Source organism: Cupriavidus sp. Met-2, assembly GCF_049843575.1.
Classification (GTDB): Bacteria; Pseudomonadota; Gammaproteobacteria; order Burkholderiales; family Burkholderiaceae; genus Cupriavidus; species Cupriavidus metallidurans.
In genome coordinates this window covers 80,623-105,787 of sequence record NZ_JBBHZL010000005.1, presented here as the reverse complement: position 1 = coordinate 105,787, position 25,165 = coordinate 80,623, and the positions used below count along the sequence as shown (strand labels likewise).

The 25,165-nt window shown below is 63.1% G+C and carries 28 protein-coding genes and 1 pseudogene; 14 read left to right on the top strand and 15 right to left on the bottom strand.

Annotated features, from left to right (window positions below; all coding sequences use genetic code 11):
- The first annotated feature begins 98 nt into the window (after positions 1 to 98).
- Positions 99 to 572, top strand: coding sequence for an Lrp/AsnC family transcriptional regulator (locus tag WD006_RS13085; RefSeq protein ID WP_008651063.1), 474 nt, complete (start codon positions 99 to 101; stop codon positions 570 to 572).
- A 52-nt stretch (positions 573 to 624) separates the two neighbouring features.
- On the opposite strand, the gene WD006_RS13080 is transcribed toward WD006_RS13085, so the two are convergent.
- Entirely contained in the window at positions 625 to 951 is a 327-nt protein-coding gene (locus WD006_RS13080) for a thioredoxin family protein (RefSeq protein WP_024570521.1), read from the bottom strand.
- Positions 952 to 988: 37 nt separating this feature from the next.
- Between WD006_RS13080 and WD006_RS13075 the strand changes: the two genes are divergently transcribed.
- From WD006_RS13075 to WD006_RS13065, 3 genes are all read left to right on the top strand, one after another.
- Positions 989 to 1,123, top strand: a complete 135-nt coding sequence (locus tag WD006_RS13075; RefSeq protein WP_267880306.1) for a hypothetical protein — start codon at positions 989 to 991, stop codon at positions 1,121 to 1,123.
- A gap of 91 nt (positions 1,124 to 1,214) precedes the next feature.
- Positions 1,215 to 1,502, top strand: a complete 288-nt coding sequence (locus tag WD006_RS13070; RefSeq protein WP_029306428.1) for a DUF2249 domain-containing protein — start codon at positions 1,215 to 1,217, stop codon at positions 1,500 to 1,502.
- A gap of 81 nt (positions 1,503 to 1,583) precedes the next feature.
- Complete coding sequence (locus WD006_RS13065; RefSeq protein ID WP_035822411.1) at positions 1,584 to 1,985, top strand: putative zinc-binding protein; 402 nt, start codon at positions 1,584 to 1,586, stop codon at positions 1,983 to 1,985.
- Positions 1,986 to 2,058: 73 nt separating this feature from the next.
- Here WD006_RS13065 and WD006_RS13060 read toward each other — a convergent pair whose 3' ends face one another.
- From WD006_RS13060 to WD006_RS13050, 3 genes are all read right to left on the bottom strand, one after another.
- Complete coding sequence (locus WD006_RS13060; protein WP_011519343.1) at positions 2,059 to 2,961, bottom strand: acyltransferase; 903 nt, start codon at positions 2,959 to 2,961, stop codon at positions 2,059 to 2,061.
- Between the two features lie 234 nt (positions 2,962 to 3,195).
- Entirely contained in the window at positions 3,196 to 4,218 is a 1,023-nt protein-coding gene (locus WD006_RS13055; protein ID WP_011519341.1) for an FAD:protein FMN transferase, read from the bottom strand.
- 4 nt (positions 4,219 to 4,222) lie between these two features.
- On the bottom strand, positions 4,223 to 4,636 hold the full coding sequence (locus tag WD006_RS13050) for a c-type cytochrome (RefSeq protein WP_011519340.1): 414 nt from the start codon (positions 4,634 to 4,636) through the stop codon (positions 4,223 to 4,225).
- Positions 4,637 to 4,905: 269 nt separating this feature from the next.
- Between WD006_RS13050 and nosZ the strand changes: the two genes are divergently transcribed.
- The 8 genes from nosZ to xth all read left to right on the top strand — a co-directional run bounded on the left by nosZ (position 4,906) and on the right by xth (position 14,644).
- Positions 4,906 to 6,849, top strand: coding sequence for a TAT-dependent nitrous-oxide reductase (gene nosZ, locus WD006_RS13045; RefSeq protein ID WP_375199044.1), 1,944 nt, complete (start codon positions 4,906 to 4,908; stop codon positions 6,847 to 6,849).
- A 55-nt stretch (positions 6,850 to 6,904) separates the two neighbouring features.
- Positions 6,905 to 9,523: a NosR/NirI family protein gene (locus tag WD006_RS13040; RefSeq protein ID WP_029306425.1), complete on the top strand. Its 2,619-nt coding sequence runs from the start codon at positions 6,905 to 6,907 to the stop codon at positions 9,521 to 9,523.
- Positions 9,520 to 10,797 (top strand): nitrous oxide reductase family maturation protein NosD, encoded by a 1,278-nt coding sequence (locus WD006_RS13035; protein ID WP_029306424.1) that lies wholly within the window; start codon positions 9,520 to 9,522, stop codon positions 10,795 to 10,797. Before WD006_RS13040 ends, WD006_RS13035 begins: the two co-directional genes overlap by 4 nt.
- Positions 10,775 to 11,725, top strand: a complete 951-nt coding sequence (locus WD006_RS13030; RefSeq protein ID WP_029306423.1) for an ABC transporter ATP-binding protein — start codon at positions 10,775 to 10,777, stop codon at positions 11,723 to 11,725. The genes WD006_RS13035 and WD006_RS13030 overlap by 23 nt, the downstream gene beginning before the upstream one ends.
- Complete coding sequence (locus tag WD006_RS13025; RefSeq protein ID WP_029306422.1) at positions 11,725 to 12,546, top strand: ABC transporter permease; 822 nt, start codon at positions 11,725 to 11,727, stop codon at positions 12,544 to 12,546. The genes WD006_RS13030 and WD006_RS13025 overlap by 1 nt, the downstream gene beginning before the upstream one ends.
- Positions 12,543 to 13,073, top strand: a complete 531-nt coding sequence (locus WD006_RS13020; RefSeq protein ID WP_029306421.1) for a nitrous oxide reductase accessory protein NosL — start codon at positions 12,543 to 12,545, stop codon at positions 13,071 to 13,073. Before WD006_RS13025 ends, WD006_RS13020 begins: the two co-directional genes overlap by 4 nt.
- A gap of 50 nt (positions 13,074 to 13,123) precedes the next feature.
- Positions 13,124 to 13,669 carry a nitrous oxide reductase accessory protein NosL gene (locus tag WD006_RS13015; protein WP_051722934.1) on the top strand — a complete coding sequence of 182 codons (546 nt, stop codon included), beginning with the start codon at positions 13,124 to 13,126 and terminating at the stop codon, positions 13,667 to 13,669.
- Between the two features lie 123 nt (positions 13,670 to 13,792).
- Complete coding sequence (xth, locus tag WD006_RS13010) at positions 13,793 to 14,644, top strand: exodeoxyribonuclease III (RefSeq protein ID WP_029306419.1); 852 nt, start codon at positions 13,793 to 13,795, stop codon at positions 14,642 to 14,644.
- A gap of 25 nt (positions 14,645 to 14,669) precedes the next feature.
- On the opposite strand, the gene WD006_RS13005 is transcribed toward xth, so the two are convergent.
- From WD006_RS13005 to WD006_RS12990, 4 genes are all read right to left on the bottom strand, one after another.
- Positions 14,670 to 15,275, bottom strand: coding sequence for a TetR/AcrR family transcriptional regulator (locus WD006_RS13005; protein WP_011519330.1), 606 nt, complete (start codon positions 15,273 to 15,275; stop codon positions 14,670 to 14,672).
- A gap of 224 nt (positions 15,276 to 15,499) precedes the next feature.
- Positions 15,500 to 15,997 (bottom strand): hypothetical protein, encoded by a 498-nt coding sequence (locus tag WD006_RS13000; protein WP_011520002.1) that lies wholly within the window; start codon positions 15,995 to 15,997, stop codon positions 15,500 to 15,502.
- A gap of 396 nt (positions 15,998 to 16,393) precedes the next feature.
- Positions 16,394 to 17,089, bottom strand: a complete 696-nt coding sequence (locus tag WD006_RS12995; protein WP_011519328.1) for a fumarylacetoacetate hydrolase family protein — start codon at positions 17,087 to 17,089, stop codon at positions 16,394 to 16,396.
- 42 nt (positions 17,090 to 17,131) lie between these two features.
- Entirely contained in the window at positions 17,132 to 17,554 is a 423-nt protein-coding gene (locus tag WD006_RS12990) for a VOC family protein (RefSeq protein WP_008645798.1), read from the bottom strand.
- 120 nt (positions 17,555 to 17,674) lie between these two features.
- On the opposite strand from WD006_RS12990, the gene WD006_RS12985 reads away from it, so the two are divergent.
- On the top strand, positions 17,675 to 18,541 hold the full coding sequence (locus WD006_RS12985) for a LysR family transcriptional regulator (protein WP_017513109.1): 867 nt from the start codon (positions 17,675 to 17,677) through the stop codon (positions 18,539 to 18,541).
- Between the two features lie 28 nt (positions 18,542 to 18,569).
- Here WD006_RS12985 and WD006_RS12980 read toward each other — a convergent pair whose 3' ends face one another.
- On the bottom strand, positions 18,570 to 19,877 hold the full coding sequence (locus WD006_RS12980; RefSeq protein WP_029306417.1) for an MFS transporter: 1,308 nt from the start codon (positions 19,875 to 19,877) through the stop codon (positions 18,570 to 18,572).
- A 41-nt stretch (positions 19,878 to 19,918) separates the two neighbouring features.
- Positions 19,919 to 20,521 carry a TetR/AcrR family transcriptional regulator gene (locus WD006_RS12975; protein ID WP_011519325.1) on the bottom strand — a complete coding sequence of 201 codons (603 nt, stop codon included), beginning with the start codon at positions 20,519 to 20,521 and terminating at the stop codon, positions 19,919 to 19,921.
- A gap of 145 nt (positions 20,522 to 20,666) precedes the next feature.
- On the opposite strand from WD006_RS12975, the gene WD006_RS12970 reads away from it, so the two are divergent.
- Complete coding sequence (locus WD006_RS12970) at positions 20,667 to 21,431, top strand: SDR family NAD(P)-dependent oxidoreductase (RefSeq protein ID WP_029306416.1); 765 nt, start codon at positions 20,667 to 20,669, stop codon at positions 21,429 to 21,431.
- Between the two features lie 51 nt (positions 21,432 to 21,482).
- Here the strand turns inward: WD006_RS12970 and WD006_RS12965 are convergent, their stop codons facing one another.
- The 5 genes and pseudogenes from WD006_RS12965 to WD006_RS12945 all read right to left on the bottom strand — a co-directional run.
- Entirely contained in the window at positions 21,483 to 22,784 is a 1,302-nt protein-coding gene (locus tag WD006_RS12965) for a type II toxin-antitoxin system HipA family toxin (RefSeq protein WP_011519323.1), read from the bottom strand.
- Positions 22,781 to 23,086, bottom strand: coding sequence for a helix-turn-helix transcriptional regulator (locus WD006_RS12960; protein WP_017513114.1), 306 nt, complete (start codon positions 23,084 to 23,086; stop codon positions 22,781 to 22,783). Before WD006_RS12960 ends, WD006_RS12965 begins: the two co-directional genes overlap by 4 nt.
- Before the next feature lie 140 nt (positions 23,087 to 23,226).
- Positions 23,227 to 23,763, bottom strand: coding sequence for a hypothetical protein (locus WD006_RS12955; RefSeq protein ID WP_011519321.1), 537 nt, complete (start codon positions 23,761 to 23,763; stop codon positions 23,227 to 23,229).
- 73 nt (positions 23,764 to 23,836) lie between these two features.
- Positions 23,837 to 24,778: a patatin-like phospholipase family protein gene (locus tag WD006_RS12950; RefSeq protein ID WP_029306415.1), complete on the bottom strand. Its 942-nt coding sequence runs from the start codon at positions 24,776 to 24,778 to the stop codon at positions 23,837 to 23,839.
- A 121-nt stretch (positions 24,779 to 24,899) separates the two neighbouring features.
- Positions 24,900 to 25,091, bottom strand: a pseudogene (locus tag WD006_RS12945) (DNA-binding protein); the annotation flags it as partial.
- Between the last annotated feature and the right edge of the window lie 74 nt (positions 25,092 to 25,165).

Genomic DNA, 25,165 nt, shown 5'->3' with positions numbered 1-25,165 from the left:
TTATATGCCGGCCAGCTAAATAGGATTTCCTTAGAGGCGCAGGAAAACCCTCGGATATGAGATAAGATTTCGTCAAACGGCTAGTTTGGGAAACGAAAATGCAACATCCGGAACTTGATCGCACGGATCGCCGCTTGCTGGGCGTGCTGCAGGAAAACGGCCGCGCGTCGAATCTGGAACTGGCGGAGGCCATCAGCCTGTCGCCCGCGCAGACTTTGCGGCGTCACCGCCGCCTGGAGGAGGGCGGCATCATCAAGCGCTACGAGGCGCGGCTGGATAGTTCGGCACTTGGCTTCGGCGTCACGGCGTTTATCCATGTGACGATGGAGCGCGGGCATATCCGCGACCTGTCCAAGTTCAAGGGACTGGTGGCGGAACTGGCGCAAATCCAGGAGTGCTTCTCCGTCACCGGAGACATCGACTATGTGCTGAAGGTGGTGGCCAAGGACCTGAAGTCCTTGTCTGACTTCCTGCTCGACACCTTGATGCGCATCCCGGGTGTGAGCGGGGTGAAGTCGAGCGTGTGCCTTGACGAGATCAAGTGCACGAGTGCAATGCCGCTGGAGATCTAGGCAGGTTTCAGTCCCCAGTCTTCAGCGGCGGGTGTATCTGGGTCCTGCTGCCTTACGGGAGGATGCGCCGCATCGCCGCGGCGATGTCCTTGGCACTTTCCGGCCTTACCAGCCGCGCTACTTCCTTGCCATCCCGAAGGAAAACCAGGGTCGGCCAGAGCTTGACACGGAACGAGCGACCCAGCGGCCGACCGCTCCCATCCTCGACCTTCACGTGATGGATGGCCGGGTAGCCGCCGAACGCTTCCTCGATCAACGGCTGGGCGCGCATGCAGTAGCCGCACCACGGGGCGCCGAACTCCAGCAGCGTGGCGCCCGGCAGGGCATCGATCTCGTCGCGGGTCGGTTCGGTGGCGGCAAAACTCCTGGTCATGCTCATCGCGGTCTGGCTCCTCGTGTGCGTGCAAATGTGCGCCATGATGCACATCCCGATGGGCGCAACCGGCGTGACCATCATTTTGCCAGCACAGGGGCGTCGGTGTGCGGCATCGTTTTCGTGGCTGTTCAGGCATGTCAACGGCTTTGATGGGCTCGTCGGGGTGCTGGTCTGATCTGCATCAAGCGGCCTCGGATTGCGCTCACTACTATTGATGCAATTTAAATGCATCTTTACGGATGCCATACCCAGCCGAAAGGAATTCCATGTCTCAGTCCACTTCCAACCCGCAACTCGACCTCCGCACGATCCCGCCGCGTGACCGCCATCCGCTGATTTTCTCGACGTTTACCGGGCTTGAGGTCGGCCAGGCGCTGGAGTTAGTCAATGACCATGATCCGCGTCCGCTTCAGATGCAATTCCAGATCGAGCGTCCTGGCCAGTTTGCCTGGGACTACCTGGAACAAGGCCCCGCCACTTGGCGCGTGGCCATCAAGAAGGTTGCATCGGCCGCCAAGGCTGGTCAGTGCTGCGGGGGTTGCGGCGGCGCCTGATTACGACGGCCGAACCGTTCCCACTCCCCATGTCAGGCGCCCGACCCGGCGCCTGTTTTCCTTTGTTCTGCCGAGTTCATGATGTCTACGTCCGATCGCTCCAGACTCCCTTTGGTCTACGCCTGCTCAGGGTGTTCAAGTGTCGCCCAACTGGCCAATGCCTTTGCCGTCCGGCTGGATCGCAGCGGCCAAGCCGAGATGTCCTGTATCAGTGGGGTAGGAGGCCGCGTGCCCGCGCTGACGCGGATCGCGCAGTCGGGGCGTCCGATTCTGGCGATCGATGGCTGTCAGCTTGCTTGCGTGAAGGCTTGTCTTGAGGGTGTCGGGGTGGTTGCCTCGCGTCACCTGGTGCTGAACAGGATCGGGGCAACCAAGCGCCAGCACGGAGAATGCACCGAGGCCGAAGAGGCGGCGACCTGGCAGAGCATCAAGCTCGCGCTTTCGGAGATCTTGCCGGTCTCCGAAAGCGTGGTGAGCAATTAAAGCTGTTTCAGATTGAAGCGAAGCGGTTCTGGCAAGGCCCCGCACGACGCCAGAATCTTTTTGAAACGGCCTCCTAGGGCCGAGCGGCTTGGGCGAGCATGGTGGCAATCTGCTCGTCCTTTTCTTCCCAGACCTGCCCCAGCCAGCGGTGAAATTCACCGCGGAAGGTTGCATCGCTGTTGTAGTCGCTGGTGCAGAAGTCCGGCGGGATCGGCAGTTCCCGAATATGCACCATTACCCTGCCAGCCTGACCGCTGGCAAGTTGCCAGAATGTGGGTGTGCCATCCGGGTAGGCAATGCTGACATCCAGCAGCGCGTGGAACTGTTCTCCCATCGCGTTGAGCGCCATGGCGAGCGAGCCAGCCTTGGGTTTGAGCAGATGGCGATACGGGGACGATTGCGCCCGATGCTTGACCGGGGTGTAGCGCGTGCCTTCCGCAAAGGTCATCACGCTGGTCGGAATCCGGGCGAACTTGGCGCACGCGCGTCGCGTGGTCTCGCGGTCCTGGTTGCGCAATTCAGGATTCTTGCGCAGCGCGGCTTTCGAATGCCGCCGCATGAACGGGAAATCCAGCGCCCACCAGGCCAGGCCAATAACCGGCACGTAGATGAGCTGCTGCTTCAGGAAGAACTTCAGCAGTGGAATCCGCCGGTTCAATACGCGCTGAAGCACGAAGATGTCGACCCAGGAGCGGTGATTGCAGTTAACCAGATACCAGCTGTCCGGGCGCAACGAACCGAGACCTTCCACGGCCCAGGGCTCACGCTGGAGCAGGCCGATCCAGACGCCGTTGCAACTGATCCAGCTTGTCGCGATGCGGTTGAGAATGGGGTCGATCAGCCGTCGCACACCGGCGAACGGCAACAGCAATTTGATCACGGCGAGCACGAACAGCGGCGTGCACCAGAAAATCGTATTCAGGGCGAGCAAGGTCAGACTGAGCGTACCCAGGAGGAAAGCAAGCAAGCGTTTCAACAGCAACTCCGGTGAGTCTCTGCACCTGTTTAGGGCGGAGGGGGCGTTTAGAGACAGGTAGAGACACCATCAAAATGATCCCGGCGTCGTTGCGCGGCCTTGATCGGTCCTGGCGGACTGTCTGCGGCCGCACCCCGAACCGGGGCCGCTCGGCTTTATTCTGCTAGTGTCTCTGCGTCAGGAGTGGGAGGGTAGCGCGGCTCCCCACGTGAAGCCATGCGCTAAATCATAGTTTCACGACCGCATACGGGTCGCCATGCCTTCGGACATCCATGGATGAGACCCGGGCCCGACAATCAGAGCATCCACGTTAGCCATGGGCCCCAGCAGGCTCCGTCCTGCCGCTGTACCAGCCACCATGATAGCGGCCCCGAGGCCGTTGACGTCACTTGTTTTGCGCGCGACCAGCGTGACCCCGTGCGGCCCCCGGGTTGGCAGGCCGGTTCGAGGGTCAAGGATGTGGTGATAGCGCTGGCCATCACGGGCAAAGCAGCGCTCATAGTCGCCCGACGACGCCACGACGCCATCGGTGATCGCCACTACTCCCAGCAATCGCTCCGGCGCAAGCGGGTCGCGCAGGCCGATACGCCAGTCGCGGCCCTGAAGCCTGCCGCTGACCAGCACGTCGCCGCCGCCATTGAGCATCGCATTCGAGATGCCTTGCTGCCGCAGCACGTCCATGCCGGCTTGCAGGATCGGGAGCTTGGCGATGCCGCCCAGATCCAGCTTCATGCCGGGACGCCGTAGATAGGCGCTACCGCGCGTTGAGTCCAGAACGACATCACGGTAGTTCACTAGTGGTCGCTCTTGCGTCAGTTCGGCTTGCCCGGGCACTTGCTCATGGCCCGGATCGAAGTTCCAGCCTTCAAACGCGCCGACCGTAATGTCGAAGGCGCCCTGGCTGCGCGCGGAGACCTCGCTAGCCAACCTGAGCGCCGACATCAACTCGGGCGCGATGGGTACCGGGTGCTTGCCGGCAGCACGTGCCAGGGCACTGACCTGACTGTCCGGACGATAGCGGCTCATGATCCGTTCGAGCCTGCCCATCTCGGCGAACGCCGCGTCGATGGCCTGCGCGGCCGCATCCGCTGGCACGCCGTCGGTCACGATGTCCACCCGCGTGCCGAGCAGCCGGCGTGAGGCGTGCCGGACCGATGAATCGGCCAATGCCGGCAGGACGAACATGCCGAGGGCAAGCAGCGGTGCCGCCGTCAGGTAGCGCCGCCGGGCAAGGCCGGAAGGAGAGAGCGCGTGCATGGCGTCAGCGGGATTGTGCCGTCATGTAGTCCACCGCTGCCTTGACGGCGTCATCCTGCAGCGTTGTCGAGCCACCGCGCGCGGGCATCGATCCCTTGCTGCCGGTGAAGCCTTCCAGTGCGTGCTTGTAAAGCGTGTCGTTGCCCTGGGCAATGCGCGGACCCCAGTCGGCCTTGTCGCCTGGCTTGGGTGCGCCGGCCACGCCTGCCGCGTGGCACATCGAGCAAACCGAGCCATACGTGCGCTTGCCCAGCGCGTTCTCGGGTTCACTGGTGGTGGCCGCAGTAGCCGCGGGCGCAGCGGCCGGTGCTGGTGCCGCGGTGGCCTCGGCCGGCGCAGGTGCGGCGCTTTCCTTTTGTCCGCAGGCCGCCAGAGCAGCGCCGCAAATCAGTGTCAGCAACAGGGTCTTGATACGCATCGTTTTCTCCTTTTAGCGGGGCATCAAAGCTTCGTGAATCAACACGCTCCGCATTGTGGATGTTTTGCTCCTGCAAACATGCATTGCAAATGCCTATTTTGTGATGCACATGACTTATGTCAAGCGCCTACCCCAATCGCAAGCGGAAGATCGCTCTGCCAAGAGAAGCTGAAGAACCGCAGAGGGATCGAGATGTTGAAGAGAGACCGAGAAGGAAAAGACGGCTGGCGCGCTCGCGTCCGGCCATGTGAGATTCGATTCAAGGACCGATGATGACCAAGCAAGATTCGCTAACGACATCGCAGGACAATGCGCCCAGCGTGCTGGGGCGACGTCGCTTCATGAACACGGCGGCACTGGCCGGGCTGGCGACGGTGGTGGCCTGCACGGATAAGGGAACGCCAGCCGCGGGAGCCGCTGCACCGGCTTCGGGTGCTGCGGCGCCGGCTGCGTCCGGACACGAAATCGCGGGCCTGCACCCGAAGCCTGGTGAACTGGACACGTACTACGGTCTTTGGAGCGGCGGCCATACCGGCGATATGCGCGTGTTCGGCATGCCGTCAGGTCGCGAAATTCATCGCATCCCGTGCTTCGTGCCGGATGCGCTGGTGGGCTGGGGCATTACCAACGAGTCCAGGAAGGTGATGGGCACCAAGCCGGACGGCACGCTGAAGTACACGGTGGGCGATACCCACCACGTTCACGCCTCCTACAAGGACGGCAACTACGACGGCCGTTACGCGTGGATCAACGACAAGATCAATGCGCGTCTGGCTCGCGTGCGGCTGGACTACTTCATCTGCGACAAGATCACGGAACTGCCGAACGTCCAGGGCTTCCACGGTATCTTTCCGGACAAGCGCGACCCGGTCGACCCGAAGATCAACTACACGACACGTGTGTTCTGCGGCGGTGAGTTCTCGATCCCGCTGCCCAATGTGCCGACGGAAGACGGCAGCAAGTACCACTCGCTTTTCACCTGTGTCGATGCCGAGACCATGGAGGTACGCTGGCAGGTGCTGATCGACGGCAACTGCGATATGGTAGCGACGTCGTATGACGGCAAGCTCGCCGCCACCAACCAGTACAACACCGAGATGGGCGTGCACTACGAGGACATGATGTCCGCCGAACGCGATGCCTGCCTGTTCTTCAACGTCGCCCGCATCGAGGAGGCCGTCAAGGCCGGCAAGTTCAAGACCATCGGTGATGCCAAGGTTCCGGTCGTGGATGGCACCCGCGCCAGCAACCAGGAGGCGACGAAGGCGCTGACCGCCTACGTGTCCGTGCCGAAGAACCCGCACGGCGTGAATGCAAGCCCGGATCAGAAGTACTTCATCTGCTCCGGCAAGCTCTCGCCTACCGCCACGGTGATCGACGTTTCGCGCGTGCTGGAGTGGTTCGACGGCAAGCTTGCCAAGATCGACGACGCCATCGTGGCCGAGGTCGAACTGGGCCTGGGGCCGCTCCACACGGCATTCGACGGACGCGGCAACGCCTTTACCACGCTGTTCCTCGACAGCCAGATCGTGAAGTGGAACGTCGACGCGGCCATCAAGTTCCACAACGGCGACAAGAACGCCAAGTACGTGGTGGACAGGCTCGATGTTCAGTATCAACCGGGCCACCTGAATGCGTCGCAATCGGAGACGGTTGCCGCCGACGGCAAGTTCCTGGCGGTTGGCTGCAAATTCTCCAAGGATCGCTTCCTGCCGGTTGGGCCGTTGCACCCCGAGAACGAGCAGTTCATCGACATCTCCGGCGAGAAGATGGTGCTGCTGCAGGATCATCCGGTTCGTCCGGAGCCGCACGATTTCATCATCTTCAAGCGCGAGCTGCTGCACCCGAAGCAGGTCTACGCGCTGGACGACTTCCCGCTGGCCATCAAGGATCCGAAAGACTCTGGCGTGTTCCGCAATGGCAAGAAGGTGACGGTGAAGATCACGTCCCAGGCGCCGGCGTTCAGTCTGCGCGAGTTCAAGCTCAAGAAGGGCGACGAGGTGACGCTGATCCTTACCAATCTCGACAAGATCGAGGATCTGACGCACGGCTTCGCCATACCGAAGTACAACGTCAACTTCATCGTCAATCCGCAGGAAACCGCGTCGGTGACGTTCGTTGCCGACAAGCCAGGCGTGTTCTGGTGCTACTGCACGCATTTCTGCCATGCACTGCATCTCGAAATGCGCAGTCGCATGATTGTTGAAGCCTGACTCTGACAGGAGGCGCGCGTGTGCCGGATTTCGGCACACGCGACGATGAAGCACGATGCAGTCCGGTAATCAGGAGTTCGCGGCCAAGTTGGCCGCATTTTTTCTGCTGCTGTTCCTGTGCATGCAGACCGCGTTGGCGGATCACGCCGCCTATGAGGCCGCGTTGCCGCCTAATCTGGGCGAGGCCAGGGATATGTGCGCCCTTGTGCCATGCGCCGACGTGTTTCCCGGCGCCGTGCGCTTTTCCGAGCGCAAGGGGCAGCCGCCGTATGTGGAAGCCTACGGTCCCGAGCAGGATGGCAAGGCGCCGTTGCTGGGCTATGTGATGCTGTCCACCGATATCACCGACATCCCGGCGTATTCGGGCAAGCCGGTGGTGACGTTGATCGGCATGGATACGCAGGGGCACTATGTCGGTATCAAGGTACTGAAGCACTCGGAGCCGATCCTGCTGCTGGGGATTCCGGAATCCGCGTTGCTGAATTTCAACAAGCAGTACATCGGGAAGTCGGTCAAGGACAAGATCGAAGTGGGGCAGTCGCGGCCCGACGAGGGCGTGCTTGGGGTCGATGCGATTTCCGGGGCGACCGTGACCGTGATCGCCCAGAACCAGGTGCTGACCACCGCCACGGCAGCCGTGGCGCGCGAGGTCGGCATCCTTGAGCAGGCACGACGCGAACCGGCGCGGTACGCCGTGACCGGCAAGCCCATGAGCTGGGCCGACGCCGTCAAGCAAGGCAGCGTGCAGCGGTTGCTGATCCGGCCTGAACAGCTTGGACTGGAACGCGCTTCGGAGCCGTTTATCGAACTCTGGTTTGGCGATCTCAATCATCCTGACCTGGGCGCGAGCCTGCTTGGCCAGTTGGCATGGAGCAACCTGCATTCGCAACTCAAGCCTGACGAGCACGCGATCTTCGTGATCCGGACGGCGGGCGCGGCGTCGTTCAAGGGATCGGGGTTCGTGCGCGGCGGCATCTACGATCGCATCCAGATCAAGCAGGGGGCCGACTCGTTCACGTTCCGCGATTCGGACTACCTGAACCTGTATGGGCTGGAGGCCCAAGGCGCGCCTGCCTATACCGAATCGGCAATCTTCATCATCCGTTCGCCGGCATTCTCTTCGGCGTATCCGTGGAAGCTGTCGTTCCTCGGCAACAGGGTCGATCGCGCGTCAGGCGTGCGCAGCTTCGTCACGTTCGATGCGCCATACTGGATGCCCGACAAGCTGCTTCAGGATGGTCGTCCACGCATCGAGGAACCAGAGGCGCCCTGGCGTCGCATCTGGCGCGCGCGTGCAATCGAGATCGCACTGTTCGTGGCCCTGCTGCTGGTGGTCGGGGTGGTGTATGCCATGCGTGAGCGGTTGACACGCCGTTCGACCCACAAGAACAAATGGCCGGTTAACCTCTTCAAGTACAGCGCGTGGGCCTTGAGCATCGGGTTTGTTGGCTTCGGCGCGATGGCGCAGCCCTCGATCACGCAGGTGCTGACGTGGTTCCACGCGTTGTTGTTCCAGTGGACCTGGTCGTTGTTCCTGACCGACCCGTTCATCTTCTGCTTCTGGATCTTCATCATCCTGACCGTGTTCCTGTTCGGACGGGGCCTGTTCTGCGGCTGGCTGTGCCCATTCGGATCGTTGTCAGAGGCCATCCACAAGATTGGCGGCCGGATCGGCTTCAAACGCTGGCAGCGGCCGTTGCCGCGGGCCTGGCACGACCGGCTGAAGTGGTTGAAGTACGTCATCTTCTTTGGTTTGCTGACGGTGTCGGTGTTCTCCATGGGGCTGGCAGAGAAGCTCGCGGAGGTGGAGCCGTTCAAGACGACGTTCCTTGTGGGTATCAGCAACCGGGCCTGGCCGTACGGGCTGTTCGTCTGCGCGTTGCTCGGGCTGTCACTGTTCATCGAGCGGCCGTACTGCAAGTACATCTGCCCGCTCGGCGCGGCGCTGGCCATGCCGAGTACCTTCCGCTGGTTCGGCCTGCGTCGCAAGCAGGACTGCAATAGCTGCAAGGCATGCGCGGTTGGCTGCGGCTCACAGGCGATCGACGCGGATGGCCGTATCGATCATCGTGAATGCCTGCATTGCCTGGATTGCATGGTGCTGTACACCGACGTCAAGGGCTGCCCGCCGCTGGCCAAGGAGCGCAAGCGGCGCGAGCGGGACGGCCTGGAAATCACGCCGATCGGCCTGGATGGCTATTACATTCCGATCCAGCCAGTGCCCATGAACCCGCGCGTTGCGCAAGGGCCGGACCCGCGCATGCAGACCGACCGCGTGTCCCCGCAGGGGCGCGATGGGGCTCGTGGTGCGTATTGGCTCCTGCTGGAACTGCGCGACCACCTCTGGCCATGGAGCAGCGACGGCTGGGCATCGGCCCGTGCCTTGCAGATTGCCGGGATCTCGCTCGCGCTGGCGGCCAGCGTGGCGTGGGTGCTGGCTGCCATGGGGCAGATGTCGTCGGGCGCCATCATCGCGTGGTGGTTCGGCTGGAGCGTCTACGAGGTGCTGATTCGCTTGTCCGGCAAGCGGTACGTCAAGGATGGCCCGTGGTGGCGTTCCAACTACCGGCGCGCGACCGTGATGGACATGCTCAGCTACGTCGGATTCAAGAACCTGCTAATTGGCGCCGCGTTGTTCCTGATGCTGAAGGCGCTTGGGTTGCTCCAGGTATGAAGTGGGTCCCGATTCTGATTCTTCTTGCAGGATGGCTGACGGGCGCACAGGGCGCGACCGTGCGGGTTGCGCCCGGGCGGCCGCTCCAGGCGGCGATCGATGCGGCGCGGCCCGGCGACGTGCTGGAGATCGAACGCGCCACGTACACGGGCAACTTCGTGATCGGCAAGGCCCTGACGCTGCGCGGGGTGGATCGTCCGACGATCAGCGGCGGCCAGCACGGGGACACCTTGCGCGTCACCGCGTCGGACGTCGTCATCGAGGGATTGATCGTGCGCGATTCCGGAGACAGCCTGAAGGACCAGAACGCCGGCATCAATATCCTGCCGGGGGCGCACCGCGCCGTGGTGCGGCATTGCGACCTGACCTACAACCTGTTCGGCCTGTGGATCGAAAAGGCGGATGACGTGCGCGTCGAAGGCAATACCATCACCGGCAAGCGCGACTACAACTCCGCGCAGCGCGGCAATGGCGTACAGCTCTACAACACCAAAGGCGCCCGCATTATCGACAACAACATCAGCTTTGTGCGCGATGCGCTCTACGTCGATGTGTCGCACCACGCGATCTTCAAGGGAAACCGGCTGCACCATAGCCGCTACGGCACGCACTACATGAACTCCTACTACAACCTGTGGGAGGACAATGACAGCTACAACAATCGCGGCGGGCTGGCGTTGATGGAGGTGCGCGACCAGGTCGTGCGCAATAACCGGACCTGGGGTAATGCCGACCACGGCATCATGCTGCGCACGCTGCAGGACTCGCGCGTGGAGAACAACGTCGTCGCCGACAATGACCGTGGGTTCTTTATCTACGACGTCGAATACACGGAGTTGCGCGGCAACCTGGTCATCGGCAATCAGGTCGGCGTCCACCTTTCGGCCGGATCAACGCGCAACGTGGTGCAGGGCAACGACTTCATCGGCAACCGGGAACAGGTGCGCTATCTGGGCGCGCGCGATGAACCCTGGGGCGGGCGCAAACCGTCGGAACGCGATCAGGGCAACTTCTGGAGCGACTACCTCGGCTGGGACCGCGATGGCGATGGCATTGGCGATCTGCCCTATGAGGCCAGCGATGTCGTCGACCGCCTGATCTGGCGTCATCCGGGCGTCCAGTTGCTACTGGCCAGCCCTGCCGTGCAGGCACTGCGCTTCGTGAGCCGGCAGTTCCCCGTTCTGCGCGTGCCGACCGTCGTCGACGCCTATCCGCGGGCGCAGCCCGTCAACAAGAATTGGAGTACCTGGCGTGACAGAGCACATTCACGTTGAAGGGCAGGCCGCCATCGCGCTGCGTGGCGTTTGCAAGGACTATGGCGCTGTCCGGGCCGTCGACGACGTCGATCTGGAAATCGGTTACGGCGAACTGTTCGGGTTGATCGGCCACAACGGCGCGGGCAAGAGCACCTTGTTCAGGATGATGCTGGGCCTGATCGCTGCCAGCGAAGGCGATATTCGCGTCGCCGGGGCATCCGTGGGCGGGGCCGCGTTCAGGGCCGCGCGCCGCCAGATCGGCTATCTGCCGGAGAATCTGGTGCTCTACGACAACCTGAGCGGACTCGAGACGCTGCGTTTCTTCGGCCGGATGAAAGGGGCGCCATTGGCGGATTGCGAGCCGTTGCTCGCGCGCGTAGGGCTGGCTGGCGCGGCGGAGAAGCCGGTGCGGGCCTATTCGAAGGGCATGCGGCAGCGGCTCGGCTTCGCGCAGGCGCTGCTGGGGTCGCCGCGCGTCGTTTTTCTCGACGAGCCCACCAATGGGCTGGATCCGGCGGCCATTCACGACTTCTACGCCATGCTCCAGGCGCTGCGCGAGCAGGGCGTCACCATCGTGATCACTTCCCACATTCTGGCGGAGTTGCAGCAACGGATCGATCGCCTTGCCATCATGGGCAACGGACGCATCCTGGCCGTGGGCAGCGTGGCCGAGTTGCGCCGGCAGCTTGATCTGCCGGTGACGCTGGCATTGCGCGTCGAGCGCGGCGCGCGTGCCGCGTTGTGGCAGCACTTTGCGCCACTGCGCGCGCAGGGCGTCGAACTCGAGAACGGGCGCGCCGAGTATGAGCTGATCCTGCGTTGCAGGCGGTCTCTCAAGATGCAGGTCCTGGGGGCGCTGCATCCCATGGGCTGGCGTCTGCTCGATCTGCAGATTCAGGAGCCGACGCTGGAAGACGTGTTCTTCGGATTGAAGGAGGCGGCGTGATGGCTATCGAGTGCAGACAGGTGGTCACCCTCGCGGCCAAGGAGTTGCGCGATCGCCTGCGTAATCGCTGGGTACTGGCGGTGGCCACGGTGTTCGCGGTGTTCTCGCTGGTGATCTGCTACTTCGGCGGCGCCGAGCAAGGGACGCTCGGGCCGCGCTCGCTGGAGTTCGTCATCACCAGCCTGGTCAGCCTGGTCATCTATCTGATCCCGATGATTGCGCTACTACTTGGGTTCGATGCCGTGGTGGGCGAGCGCGAGCGCGGCTCGCTGGACCTGTTGCTGGCCCTGCCTGTGACGCGGTTCGAAGTGTTGCTCGGCAAATACCTTGGGCTGGCGGTGGCGCTTACGCTTTCCACGCTGGCCGGATTCGCGCTGATGGTCGTATTGCTCTGGCAACAGTTTGGTTGGGTCGGGCTGTTCCACGCATTTGGCTTCGTGGTCAGTTCGATACTGCTGGGGCTGGTGTTTCTCAGCCTGTCGCTGCTGATCTCGGTCACCAGCCGAGACCGTGCGCGTGCGTCCGGAGCCGCCATCGGCCTGTGGTTCGGCTTTGTACTGGTGTTCGACCTGCTGATGCTCGGCTTGCTCGTAGCCAGCGGTGGCAGCTTCGGCGGCGAGGCGCTGGCGTACGTGCTGCTCCTCAATCCGACCGATATTTTCCGCATTCTCAACGTGTTCTCGCTGGAGCAATTGCGCGGCCTGCAGGGTCTGGTCAGCATCGTTCCGCCCGCCTTGGGCAACCCCTGGGCCATGGGCGGCGCGATGCTGGGGTGGATCGCGGCCCCGCTAGCGCTGGCTGCCTGGAGATTTCGACTATGAACCATGATCGTCGCCGCCTTCTGGCGGTTGCCCTGGCCGGGTCGGCCGGCCTGCTCGCCATGGCTGCGTGCAGCAAGCAAACCGACACCACCATCGCCCCGGTGGAGATCGACGCCGCCACATCCTGCGACCTCGATGGCATGTTGCTGGGCGACTACCCAGGTCCGAAGGCCCAGCTTTATTACACTGGGGACGCGCGACCACACTGGTGTTGCGACACGGTTGAGATGTTCAACACCTTGCTGCGGCCGGAGCAGGCAAGGCCGATTCGCGCCGTGTTCGTGCAGGATATGGCGAAGGCCGACTGGGAGCGCCCCCGCGGCAACTGGTTCGATGCCCGGAAGGGCTTCTACGTCCAGGGCAGCAAGCGCCATGGCTCGATGGGCCCGACGCTTGCCAGTTTCCAGCAGGAGGCCGATGCGCGCACCTTCGTGGCGCAATATGGCGGCAAGATGCTGCGGTTCGCGGAAGTCACGCCCGAGATGGTTGACCTCAGCGGCGGGGCACTGCACGACAAGCGGATGTAGCCGTGCGCGTTCTCCGTCTTGCGCTATTGCTGACGTTGGTGCTGGGAGCCATGGGTTGGTACGCCTTCTACGCAAGGGTTCGCGCCAGTTCGCAGGTACCCACGGATATCTGCTTTGTTGCTCCGGCCACGCCCTATGACCCAGCGTCCGGCATCGCACCTGACGCCCCGCGCGTCGTGCCAACCAATGCGCGGTGCCCGGTGTGCGGCGCATTCCCGTCGCGGGTGCCGGAATGGGCCGCGCAGGTGATCTTTTCCGACGGCGATGCCTATTTCTTCGATTCGCCGCTAAGCCTTTTCATCTACCTGCGCAACCTGCCACGATATGCGCCCAGCCGAACCGCCAGCGAGATAGCCGCGAGCTATGTGCGCGCGACCGAGGGTGGTCAATGGATCGCCACCAACGAGGCCGTTTACGTGCAGGGTTCGTCGGTTCCGGGGCCGATGCGTCAGGGCAACTTGCCGGCGTTCGAGGATGTGATGGCGGCCCGGCACTTCATTTCACGCCACGGCGGCACTGTCCTGCATTCGCCTGATATCACCGTGCAACTGTTGCAGAACCTGGCGCCGACCATACATCGGGCCGACCATGCTTAGCGCGGTCGGTGCCCGGCGAACGCCAAGGTTCATTGGGTTGACCCGGTTGTGGTCGCGAAATTGACGGGCGGAGCGTGAACCAGGCACCTAAGATGAATAGCTATCCGACCTGGAGCGGTGCCGATGGGCCATCTCAAGATCGCGACGTTCAATATCAACGGCATCCACGCGCGGCTGCCGTCGCTGCTGGCATGGCTGGAGCGCGAGCAGCCCGACGTAGCCTGTCTGCAGGAACTCAAGGCCGTGGACGAATCATTTCCGGTGGCAGAGCTCCACGCGGCAGGCTACGGCGCAGTCTGGCAGGGGCAGAAATCATGGAATGGTGTGGCGATCCTCGCAAAAGGGTCGGATCCGGTCGAAGTGCGGCGCGGTCTGCCAGGCGATGCTGCTGATACGCAGAGCCGCTATATCGAGGCGGCCGTTGCAGGCGTGCTGGTGGCGTGCCTCTACCTGCCGAACGGCAATCCCCAGCCAGGGCCGAAGTTCGAATACAAGCTGGCCTGGTTCGAACGGTTGATTCGACACGCAAGCACGCTCTACGCCAGCGGCCACCCGGTGGTACTGGCCGGCGATTTCAACGTGGTGCCGACCGACGACGACATCTACAATCCGCGCTCGTGGCTCAAGGACGCACTGTTGCAGCCGGCGTCTCGCGAATGCTATCGACAGTTGCTTGAGCAGGGATGGGCCGATGCACTACGCACACGCTATCCCGACACCCGGATCTATACGTTCTGGGACTACTTTCGTCAGCACTGGCAGAAGGACTCGGGTTTGCGCATCGATCATCTGCTGCTGAGCCGAAGTCTGGCGCAGCACATGCGTGACGCTGGCGTCGACAAATGGGTGCGTGGCGAGCCGCACGCGAGCGATCATGCGCCGGCGTGGGTGGAAATAGAAATGGGGGCGGAAGCGGAAGCGAGAACGAAAACAACGCCCGCCGCGAGAGCAAGACGGCGGGCGTCGGGCGCGTGATGCGCCGAAAACGGTAATGCCAGGCCTAGGCGGCTACGGCTTCGTGTTCCTCGATGGCGCACATCGAGCCGCCAACGGCGCCAATCAGCATATTCGCTGCGGCGTCGATTCGATCATTCGAGCCGGACATCCGCGCGGTGATCAGTCCGTTCTGGATCGCGCCATAAAGCACCTTGGCCAGTAGCTGGGGCGGCACCGGGTACTGCTGGCCGCGTTCTGCCTCGGCGCGGCGCAGCATGTCGGCGATGAAGTTCTCGTTCGCCTGGAAATGCTCCTGCAGCAGCGCGCGAACCGCTTGCGGCAGGACCATCACCTCTGCGGCCAACATGCCGATCAGACAGATCTGCCCGAGGTCGATGCCATTGCTCAGCGGCAGCACATACTTCCGCGCCTGTTCGATCAGTGGAAGCGAGGTGTCGATCGCCGCGAGGCGGGCCACCGACGTTTGGCGGTACTGACGTACCACTTCCAGCACCAGGTCGTCCTTGGACGGGAAGTAGTAATGAATGCTCGAGGTCTTCACGCCCACCAGCTCCGCGAGGTCGCGATAGCTGAAGCCGTTATAGCCACGCCGTCGCATCAGCACCGAAGCGTGTTCAAGCAGTTGTTCGCGTACGGACGACGTTTTCATGGCGACTGTCCCCAGCTTTCGCTTTCGCGGGGGACCCTCCGATTTTCGCTGTCTCAGATCGACAGCGACTTTGCAACGAGCGAGACAAGGGCGCCGCTGCCAAGGGCCAGCATCACCCATCCACCCAGAATCAGGGCACTGTCACGCAGACTCATGATGACACTCCAGATGTTGGTGTCGGCCACCGGCCCGGCATGTGTATCGCGTCGGTGGCCTGATCTGTATTAGGCGTTTGCGCCTTCGGTGTACGGGTCGAACTTGCCGGCACGGGCACCGTCGTAGTACGGATCAACCTTGCGGGCCGGTTCGCTCGAGACACCGGTGCGATCCAGGCCGGCGACCATGCGTGCGCCATCGGTGTACGGGTCGAACTTGCCGACCTTGGCGCCGTCGAGGTACGGATCAACCTTGCGGGCGGGTTCGCTCGAGACACCGGTGCGGTCCAGGCCGGCGACGATGCGGGCACCGTCGGTGTACGGATCGAACTTGCCGACCTTGGCGCCATCGGTGAACGGGTCAGCCTTGCCGACCTTTGCGCCATCGGTGTACGGGTCGGTCTTGCCGACGCGTGCGCCGTCGGTGAAGGCGCTGCGCTGGTCGTTCACGCGATAGCTGTAGCCGTAGACTTCGCCGGCCTTCTGGGCGGCGGGGGCGGCTTGGGCGGCGCCAGTGACGAAAGCGGCGGCGAGTGCGGCGGCGGTCAGGATGGTCTTGGCGTTCATGATTGCTCTCCTTGCGAAGGGCCGGGCGATCTTGGTGTGTGGGTCGCGGGGCCGGTGTTCTGTGCTGCGAATCTCAGGGGTCTTGGTTTGGGCGCTGTTGCTATCTACTGCTAGATAGGTAGCCAGGGCTAAAAAAAGACCGCCTCCCGGTACTGACAAACGACTTGGTGTTGCGTGGATCGGCTTGGTGCTGCGGACTGCTTTGCTGCATCGCGTCGTCCATGAGGCAAATATTATCTACTACTAGATAGATAGGCAAGGAGAATTTGGAGAAATTGCTATGCTCGAACTCGAGCAACCGCTCTAGAGTGTTCGTAATTGCATGAATATAAAGGAGAAACGGCGTTGCTCACGAGAAATGAGCAACGCCGTCTGGCACTACGTGAATGTGATGTTCTAGCGCTTGCCGATGGTGAAAGTGATCTCACCGATACCCTCGACACCGCCGCTGACGACGTCGCCGGGGTTCAGGGCGCCGACACCTGCCGGCGTGCCGGTGAAGATCAGGTCACCCGGTTCCAGTGCAACGGCTTCCGAGATATAGGCAATCACATCGGCAACAGGCCAGATCAGTTCGGTCAGGTCGCCTTCCTGGCGCGTTTCGCCATTGACCTTGAGCCAGATCGCGCCCTTGGACGGATGGCCGATGCTGGATGCCGCATGCAGCGGACCGCACGGGCCTGACGCATCGAAGGCCTTCGACCAGTCCCACGGGCGGCTCATCTTCTTGGCGACGTCCTGCAGGTCACGGCGCGTCATGTCCACGCCCACGGCGTAGCCCCACACCAGGTCGAGTGCCTGCGCCGGGCTGACGTTCGTGCCGCCCTTGCCGATCGCGACAACAAGCTCGATCTCGTGGTGGAGGTTCTCCGTCAACGGCGGATGCGGCACCGTGCCTTCAGCGGCCACGACGGCATCGGCTGGCTTGGTGAAGAAGAACGGCGGTTCGCGATCGGGGTCCTTGCCCATTTCGCGTGCGTGGGCGGCGTAGTTGCGCCCCACGCAGAACACGCGGCGGATAGGGAAACGGGCCTGGCTGCCCGCTACGGCTACGCTGGCCTGCGGGGCAGGCTGGATGACGAATTCGGTCATGTCTCGCTGGATTGTCTTGGGATGGGTGAATCGTGTGGGGTGTTACTTCGCGAATACCTGGCTCATGTCGCCGAACGCCTTGAACTCCAGCGCGTTGCCCGACGGGTCCAGGAAAAACATCGTGGCCTGTTCGCCGACCTGACCCTTGAAGCGCACGTGCGGCTCGATCACGAACCGGGTGCCGGCGGCACGTAGCTTGTCGGCCAGGGCTTCCCATTCGGTCATCGGCAGGATCGCCCCGAAGTGGCGTACGGGCACGTCATCGCCATCCACGGCGCTGGTAGCGCGGTGGCCGCACTCGTCGGGGGACAGGTGCGCCACCACTTGATGGCCGTAGAAGTTGAAATCGATCCAGGCGTCGGAACTGCGGCCTTCCGGGCAGCCAAGCAGTTCGCCATAGAAGTGGCGGGCAGCGGCAAGATCGTGCACGGGAAAGGCCAGGTGGAACAGGGGAATGGCGTTCATGGTGGGGCGTTATCTCCATGGATGCGTGAAGGCGTCGTTGATTGTAATCAGCAGAACTCGTAATATTAAACGAATCATTTTTTGACTGAGCATCGAAAATTTCGATGCTTGAATCCCGCCTTGCTCCGCTATTTCAAGACCTTTCTCGTGGCCGCCGAAACCGGTTCGTTCTCGTCGGCCGGCGCGCGGCTCGGGCTGACGCAGTCGGCGGTCAGCACCCAGATTCGCCGGTTGGAAGAAGATCTCGGCTGCACGTTGTTCGATCGATCGGGCAAATCGGTGACCCTGAGCGAGGAGGGCCGGCAGATGCTGGCGGACGCCTCGCGCATCGTTGCGCTCTACGAGTCGATGAAGGGCGCGCGACTGCAGCGCGATACGGCGCCGCTGGATCTGGGGGCGGTATCGACCGTGCAGGCCAGTCTGTTGCCGCGTGCCATGCAACGTTTTCGCGTCGCGTTTCCTGACACCCACGTCAATATCGTGCCGGGCATGTCGACGCAGTTGCTGACGCAGGTCGATGCCCGCGAGCTGGATATTGCGGTGCTGGTCAAGCCGCGGCTCGGCATTCCACCCGAACTGAAGTGGGTGCCGCTGGTGAAGGAGCGCTTCGTAGCGGTGGCGCCGAAGGGGGCGCCGGCCGACCTGAAGACGCTGCTGTCGACAGTCCCGTTTATCCGATACAACCGCCACTCGACCGGCGGGCAACTCGTGGACCGCTATCTCAAACGGCACCGCCTTTGGGTACGCGAGGGCATGGAGTTGGACGAGCCTGCAGTCATCCTGCAGATGGTTGGCGAGGGGCTCGGTTGCGCGATCATTCCTTGCGAGCTTGTGCCGCTGGCGCAGACCCCGAATGTCGAGCAGGTGCCGATGCCGGGTATGCCGATGTATCGGGAGATCGGCGTGCTGGTCCGGCAATCGGCGTTGAAGCGTGCCAGCGCGGCGGCGCTCATCGACGCGTTCGTGGCGGCCTGCCACGAACGCTAGTGTTGCCTTCCGGCGCGCTCAGGAGCGTTCAGGCGCCAGCCGCTTGCGGCGTGACGCCATCTGCCCGAGGGGCCGGGCGCCGTACCATCAATGCGAGCAGTCCGGCGACGATACATGCGGCACCGGCCACGTAGAGCGCCGGGGAGTAGGTCAGCCAGGCCGTGCGCGACAATCCCGCACCGAATGCCGCCGTTGCCGCGCCGATCTGATGCGCGGCGAAGATCCAGCCGAATACCATCGCAGCGCGCTCTCTCCCAAACGTGGTGCCGGCCAGCTTGATCGTCGGCGGCACCGTGGCCACCCAGTCGAGTCCATAGAACATCGCGAACACCGACAGGCCGTACAGCGTGAACTCCGAGTGCGGCAGCCAGAACAGCGACAGCCCGCGCAGCACGTAGTACCAGAACAGCAGCTTGCGGTTGTCATAGCGGTCCGACAGCCAGCCCGAGAGGATCGTCCCGACGAAGTCGAACGCGCCCATCATGGCCAGTGCCGATGCGGCAGGTACCGGCGACATCCCGAAATCCGCGCATAGCGCGATGAAGTGCGTCTGGATCAGGCCGTTGGTCGACAGCCCGCAGATAAAGAAGGTGCCGGCCAGGATCCAGAACGTTTGTGTGCGCGCCGCGTCGCGCAACACCACGAACGGCCCGCGCCATGTCAGCGGCATGGCCGGTGCCGTGGTGGCGGGCGCCGTGCCGGGCAATTCGCCGAACGGCACCAGGCCGACGTCGGCGGGGCGATTGCGCATGAAGGCGAACACGAGGAGCGCCAGCGTGCCGCAGGCAAACAGCACCGGCAGCACGGCAAAGCGCCAGCCCATGTGTTCGATCAGCCAGGCAGCCGCCGGCAGGAATGCAAGCTGGCCGGTTGCGGAGCTTGCGGTCAACATGCCGATCACCAGCCCGCGCCGCGCCGTGAACCAGCGGTTGGCGACGAGCGCGGCAAGCACCATCGCCGTCATGCCCGACCCGATACCGAGCATCAGCCCCCACGCGATGAACAACTGCCAAAGCTGCGTCGATACCGTGGCCAGTGCCATGGCCCCGGCGATCAACGCCAGCGCCACGCAGACTACGTTGCGGACGCCGAAGCGATCCATCAGTAGCGCCGAGAACGGCGCCATCAAACCAAACAGCGCAAACCGCACCGCTAGGATCGACGAGACCTGATCCGTGCTCCAGCCCATCTCGCTGGTCAGCGGCTTGAGAAAGGCGCCGGGCAGGCCGAGCGCGGCGGCGGTAGTGAGCATCACGCTGAACGTGATGGCTGCGACGATCCACGCATAGTGGATGCCACGCCGGTCGAGCCGGTTCGATAGGGCTTGTGCAAACATGGGTCTCCCCTGGGGGCAATGAGAATGGGTGCGGCCTGCGGTCAGGCGTCCGTGGGTTTGTGGCTGGCCAGCAGGCGGTCTCGGGCTGCGGCGAGGATGTCGTCGGAAAGGGCGTCGCCACGCGTTGCACGCGCGATGGTGATGGCGCCGACCAGTGTGGCGAGATCGACCAGTGCCGAGTCGCCGGCGGCATCGTCGCCATCCGGCGCGGTGGACTGCCAGATGTCGATCAGTGACTTGAGGCCGTGCAGATACGCATCGTGTACAGGCTTGTCGCTGGCCTCGCGTGCCACGTCGCCGGCAAGCGCCGAGGCGGCGCATCCCCGGCCTGCTGCATCCCGATGGGTTGTGCTCAGGTATTGCACGACCAGATTCCGGCGTGCCGCTTTCCGGTCACCTTGCGCCTGATCGATGCGTTGCCGCCAGCGTGTGGCCGACTCCTCGAACGCCAAGGCGCAGGCCCGGGCGACCAGTGCGTCCCGTGAAGGGAAGTGGCCGTAGAACCCGCCATGGGTGAGCCCGGCATCTGCCATGACCTGCGCGACCGACACCCCATGCAGCCCATGTTCCCGGAACAGCCGAGCCGATGCCGCCTCAATGGCTGCCTTGTGCTGCTCTGCAACCGCCCGTGATGCGCGCGCCATATAACGATCTCCTTCATTCCCGATCGTGAATCCTTGCTTGACGCGAGTTTAGATGATGAACATACTTTATTCAATAGATGTCGAGCATCATCCAAATTGTGAGGCCGACATCTACCTAACCTGATCAGTTACAGGAGTTCCACTCATGTACAAGCTCTTCGATATGTCCGGCCGCGTCGCGGTCGTCACGGGGTCCACCAAGGGAATGGGTCTGGAAATGGCGCGAGCGCTCGGCGCATCCGGGGCCCGGGTGGTGGTGTCTGGGCGCAACGCGGCGGTCAGCGAAAAAGTTGCCGCCGCACTGAAGTCGGAGGGCATCGACGCCACTGGCCTCGCCTGCGACATCGCCGATACCGCCAGTGTGCGCGCCTTTGCCGACCGGGTGCTGGAGACGTTCGGCCGCGTGGACGCATTAGTCCTGAATGCCGCGGGCAGTGGTGTGGCCGGTTCAATCCTGGAGCAGGGGCCTGAGGACTTCGACGCGGTGATGGCGGGCAACGTGCGCGGCAATCTCGTGCTCGTCAACGCACTGGCGCCGCAGATGATTTCCCGCAACGACGGCTCGATCATCTTCATGTCGAGCATCGCGGCACGTCGGGGATCCGCGCTGTTGCCGCTGTACAGCATCTCGAAGGGGGCCGTCGATCTGGCGATGCGCAGCCTCGCTCATACGCTCGGACCGCACAACATCAATGTGAACAGCATCAATCCGGGGCCGGTCCGCACCGATTTCTCGCGTGATGCGCTATGGGGCAACCCCGACCGCGAGAAGGCGTTGTCTGCCTCCATCCCGATGCGGCGCATTGCCGAGGCGCGCGACGTGGCGGGGTTGGCCGTGCTGCTGGCATCGCCCGCTGGACGCTATATCTCCGGGCAGACGATCGGGCTCGACGGCGGCGCTACGGCTTGATCCAGGTACGGCGCACTGTATCGGCGTTTGGCGCACTTGGCGCACTTGGCGTCAGGTTCGGGTCAGTGCCACACCACCGGCGAGACGCTCCGACACGGCTCGGCGGACACCTTCGGGCGCATCCTCCAGAATGCGTGGCCAATCGGCTTGAGCCTGACGCACCGTCTCCCTCGCGATCGACAGCAAACGCGCGCGCCTGAGCAGGCCGGCGGAGCGCACCATGGCGTCGAGGTCGTCGAACGTATAGGCGCGCAAGGTCTTGTCGATCGCGCGATTGATGCCGTAGTCCGTCACGGGAACGTCGTCGAAAAACGCCGTCACGCATACGGGGTCGTAGAGCGGCGAGAGGACAGGCGCCCGGCCATCCGGATAGCGAACTGCCCAATTTTTCAAATGGGCATCGGTGTTGCCCATCAGCAGGAATGCAACGAAACGCTTGATGAACTCCTGGACGTCGGGCGCGGGGCGCGCCGAAAGTCGATCGAGGACGCGAAGCATATTGCCGTAGTCGAGCGCGAGCGCGCGACCGTACTTGTTTCGCGGTGCGTACCCGAGTATCTGCGCGAACTCCTCCATGTGCACGCGATGCCCGCCAGGGGCGCGATCGAAGCGCTTGACGGCCAGAATGCGCTGGAAGGGCACCTGCTCGGGTAGCTCGGCTTCCTCGCGCGAGATGACTGTTGCCTCTGCGCAATCGAGCCCCAGGGCCCTGCATAGCTGGTAACCCGTGAATTCGTTCTCGACCAGATCGGGATGGCGCGTCGATGGCAGTTTGAGGATGAAGTCGCCAGCCTCGCCGTGGCGCTTGACCACGTAACGCCGTCCCTGCTGGATGGCCGAGAATTTCGTGACCACGCCGGGGATGGCCGCGGCGTCTTCCACCGGGTCTTCGACGAAGCCGGGCTCCAGCACATCGAGCCCTAGCGCGGTGTGCCAATTGCGCACGATCTGGGGCACGCCTTCGGCGGGCGGAACGGGTTCGACTTCCACCGCGCCCGGCAAGTCGTGACCGGCCGCCGCCAGCAGTTCGAACTCGTCTTCCGTGCTGCAGCCGCGCTCGCTGGCCAGGCGCTCGCGATTGTGGCCCTCCGGCAGGAGGTTCTGGAAGAACACCGGCCAGTGACCGTCCGTGCGGACCACTCGTACGTCCCGTAGCGCCGTGAGGATCGCCCGCGTAGCCGCCTCTGTCTCGCCGACGTATCCGAGCGACAACGTGGGGCGATTCTCGTCCTCGATGTAATCACGGTCGAAAGAGATCCGGAGGATGTCGCCATACTGGGACAGGTAGCCGATGCCACGGCGCCCGGTAGCCGTATAGAGAAACAGGCGCAGGTAGCGGATCGACGTGGTCATTTCGCGATCAAGGTGTCGACGACCGACGGTGGGGCATCGCCGCCCGGAGGTTGGGCGAGATACTTGCCTCCGGCGCGAACGAAATTCTCGAGGTCTGGCCGCAGCACCGTTGGCACAAGCATCACGTCCATGCCCAGGGCGCGTGCCATTTCGATGACGGTGGACAGCCTGGGATCGATTTCGTGGCTTTCCGTGCGCTGGACGGTCATCCGCGACAGGCCTGCGCGTGACGCGAGTTCCTGTTGGCTGACGCCGGCGGCACGACGGGCTGATTCTAGTTCGCTCTGTAAGGCTGTGCTCATTATGCTACTCATTTATGCATGAATGCATAGAAAGAGTAGCAAGTTGCCGCGTGTTCTTCAAGGTGAGATGAGTATCTTAATGATCATTTTGGTAAAAATGATCATTAACTGATCATATGCGCCCAAAATCCTGGACAGGATCAGAGCTGACCTTGCGGGGTGACGGCCGCAGGCGGCTGCTTATCGCGGGTCGCACTGTACGAGAAGTACTTGGCCTTCGCGCCCTTGGCCCAGTAGGCCACGACGAGCGCCTTGCCATCGCGGGCGTAGAGCATTTCGATGCCGCCGTTTGCCGCCGCCCATTCCGCATAGCCATTCTCGGCATTGGCATCGGTCTTGCGTTTCGACTCATACCGCGCATCGAGTTGCCGGACGACATCGTCCATTGCCGACCGGTCGAAGTTCAGGGTGACGAGCGCCACGGTGTCATGCTGGTCGCAGTTGACCGTCGCCTTGGTCAGGCCTGGCAGCTTGAATCGTTCCAGATTCCGGATTTCGATGGTGTCGCCGCCAGCCCAGGGCGAGGTGCCGGTCTTGGTGCGATCAGGGCCCGACGGCATACGCGTGCACGTCGTTTTTCCCAGTTCGACGCCGAGCGGCGCGGCAGCATTGAGGGTTTCAGCGTGGGCCACCGCGCTGGTTAGCAGGGCGGCGCAAAACAAGGCAAGCGTCTTCATCGAGTAGCTGTGGCTTCTGAATTTGAATGGTCAGCCACGATTTTACGGCCAGCTGCTGCGTGCGCTTGAGATATCAGTGTGGATGGCCGTGCCCATGCTGCTTGGCATGGGCGTGTCCACTGGTGGGGCCAAGCAGATCTGTGCTGCAGCTTGGCGACGCTTCGTCGTGCGTATGCGGCTCCAGCGCGCCCGGCACGCGTCGGCTGGACAGGCCGTCGGCACGCAGCCAGGCCACCGTTGCCTCGGCTGCACGCTCGATCAGTTCGCCGCAGCGAGTGTAGTCATAAGGCGAGATATCTAGCGGGCAAAGCGGTGGCACCACTGCGATCTGGGCCTGCTCCGACCAGCGTTCCAGGTCATACACGAGCTGCCGCGCCACTAGCAGCGACAGGGCATTGAAGGCGTGCTCGACGGCCCCGCGTGGCGGCCTGCGTTCGGCGCAGGCAAAGCCGGCTGGCAGCACGATGATGCGGGTCGCGCCCAGCCGGATGGCGGTGGATACAGGAGTATTGTTGGCGACGCCACCATCGATCAGCTTGCGGCCACCGACTTCCACCGGCGGAAAGACGCCGGGAATGGCGGCGCTGGCCAACACTGCATCGACGATGTTGCCCGCGGAGAGCACGACTTCGGCACCTGTCTGCATGTCCGTGGCGACCACATAAAGCGGTACGGCGGACTCTTCGAGCTTGGCCGCGCCAAAGTTGCGATTGAGCAGGCGCCGCAAACCGAAGGATTCCACAAGGTGTCCCCGGTTGCCAGCGATCATCCCGAACATGCTGCGCCACGACCATGGCAAGACTTCCGCCCTGGTGATGCTCCGCCACAGTGATTCCAGCCTGGCGGTACCTTCGGCATGGGGGTTGCATGCAAAGTAGGCCCCGTTGATCGCCCCCGCAGATGCGCCGATGACAAGGTCCGGTGCCACACCCCATTTCACCAGTTCCCGCAGCATGCCGACCTCGATGGCGCCCAGGCTGCCACCGCCGGCGAATACGAATGCAGTCTTTTCCATGGATATCGGTATGAAGGGCAGGGCGCCCGTCAATGTTGTCGCGTGATGGTCGTGAGGACAGCATAGGCCACTTCCGGCCAGCTCCAAAGAGAAGGGATGGCACCGGCAATTATGCGACTAGTTCGGTCAATTGCGCGGACGGTGCGATTCGCCGAACGTCGGCAAGGGCGCTCAGAATGGCATCGCGTGCGCAGGGCGCTTCCCGCGTGAACAGCAAGGCAAGTCGGCCCGGCAGGCAGATACCCGTGAGCGCATCGTCGCACCCGTCTGCGCCCAGGCGTTCAACCAGCTCATCCAGATTGAGATGTGCAATTAACGGCCAAGAGGCAGTTCCATCAGCCTCTGAATTGGCCAGCAGATAAGGGGGCGGGGCAAGATGTGCAAACA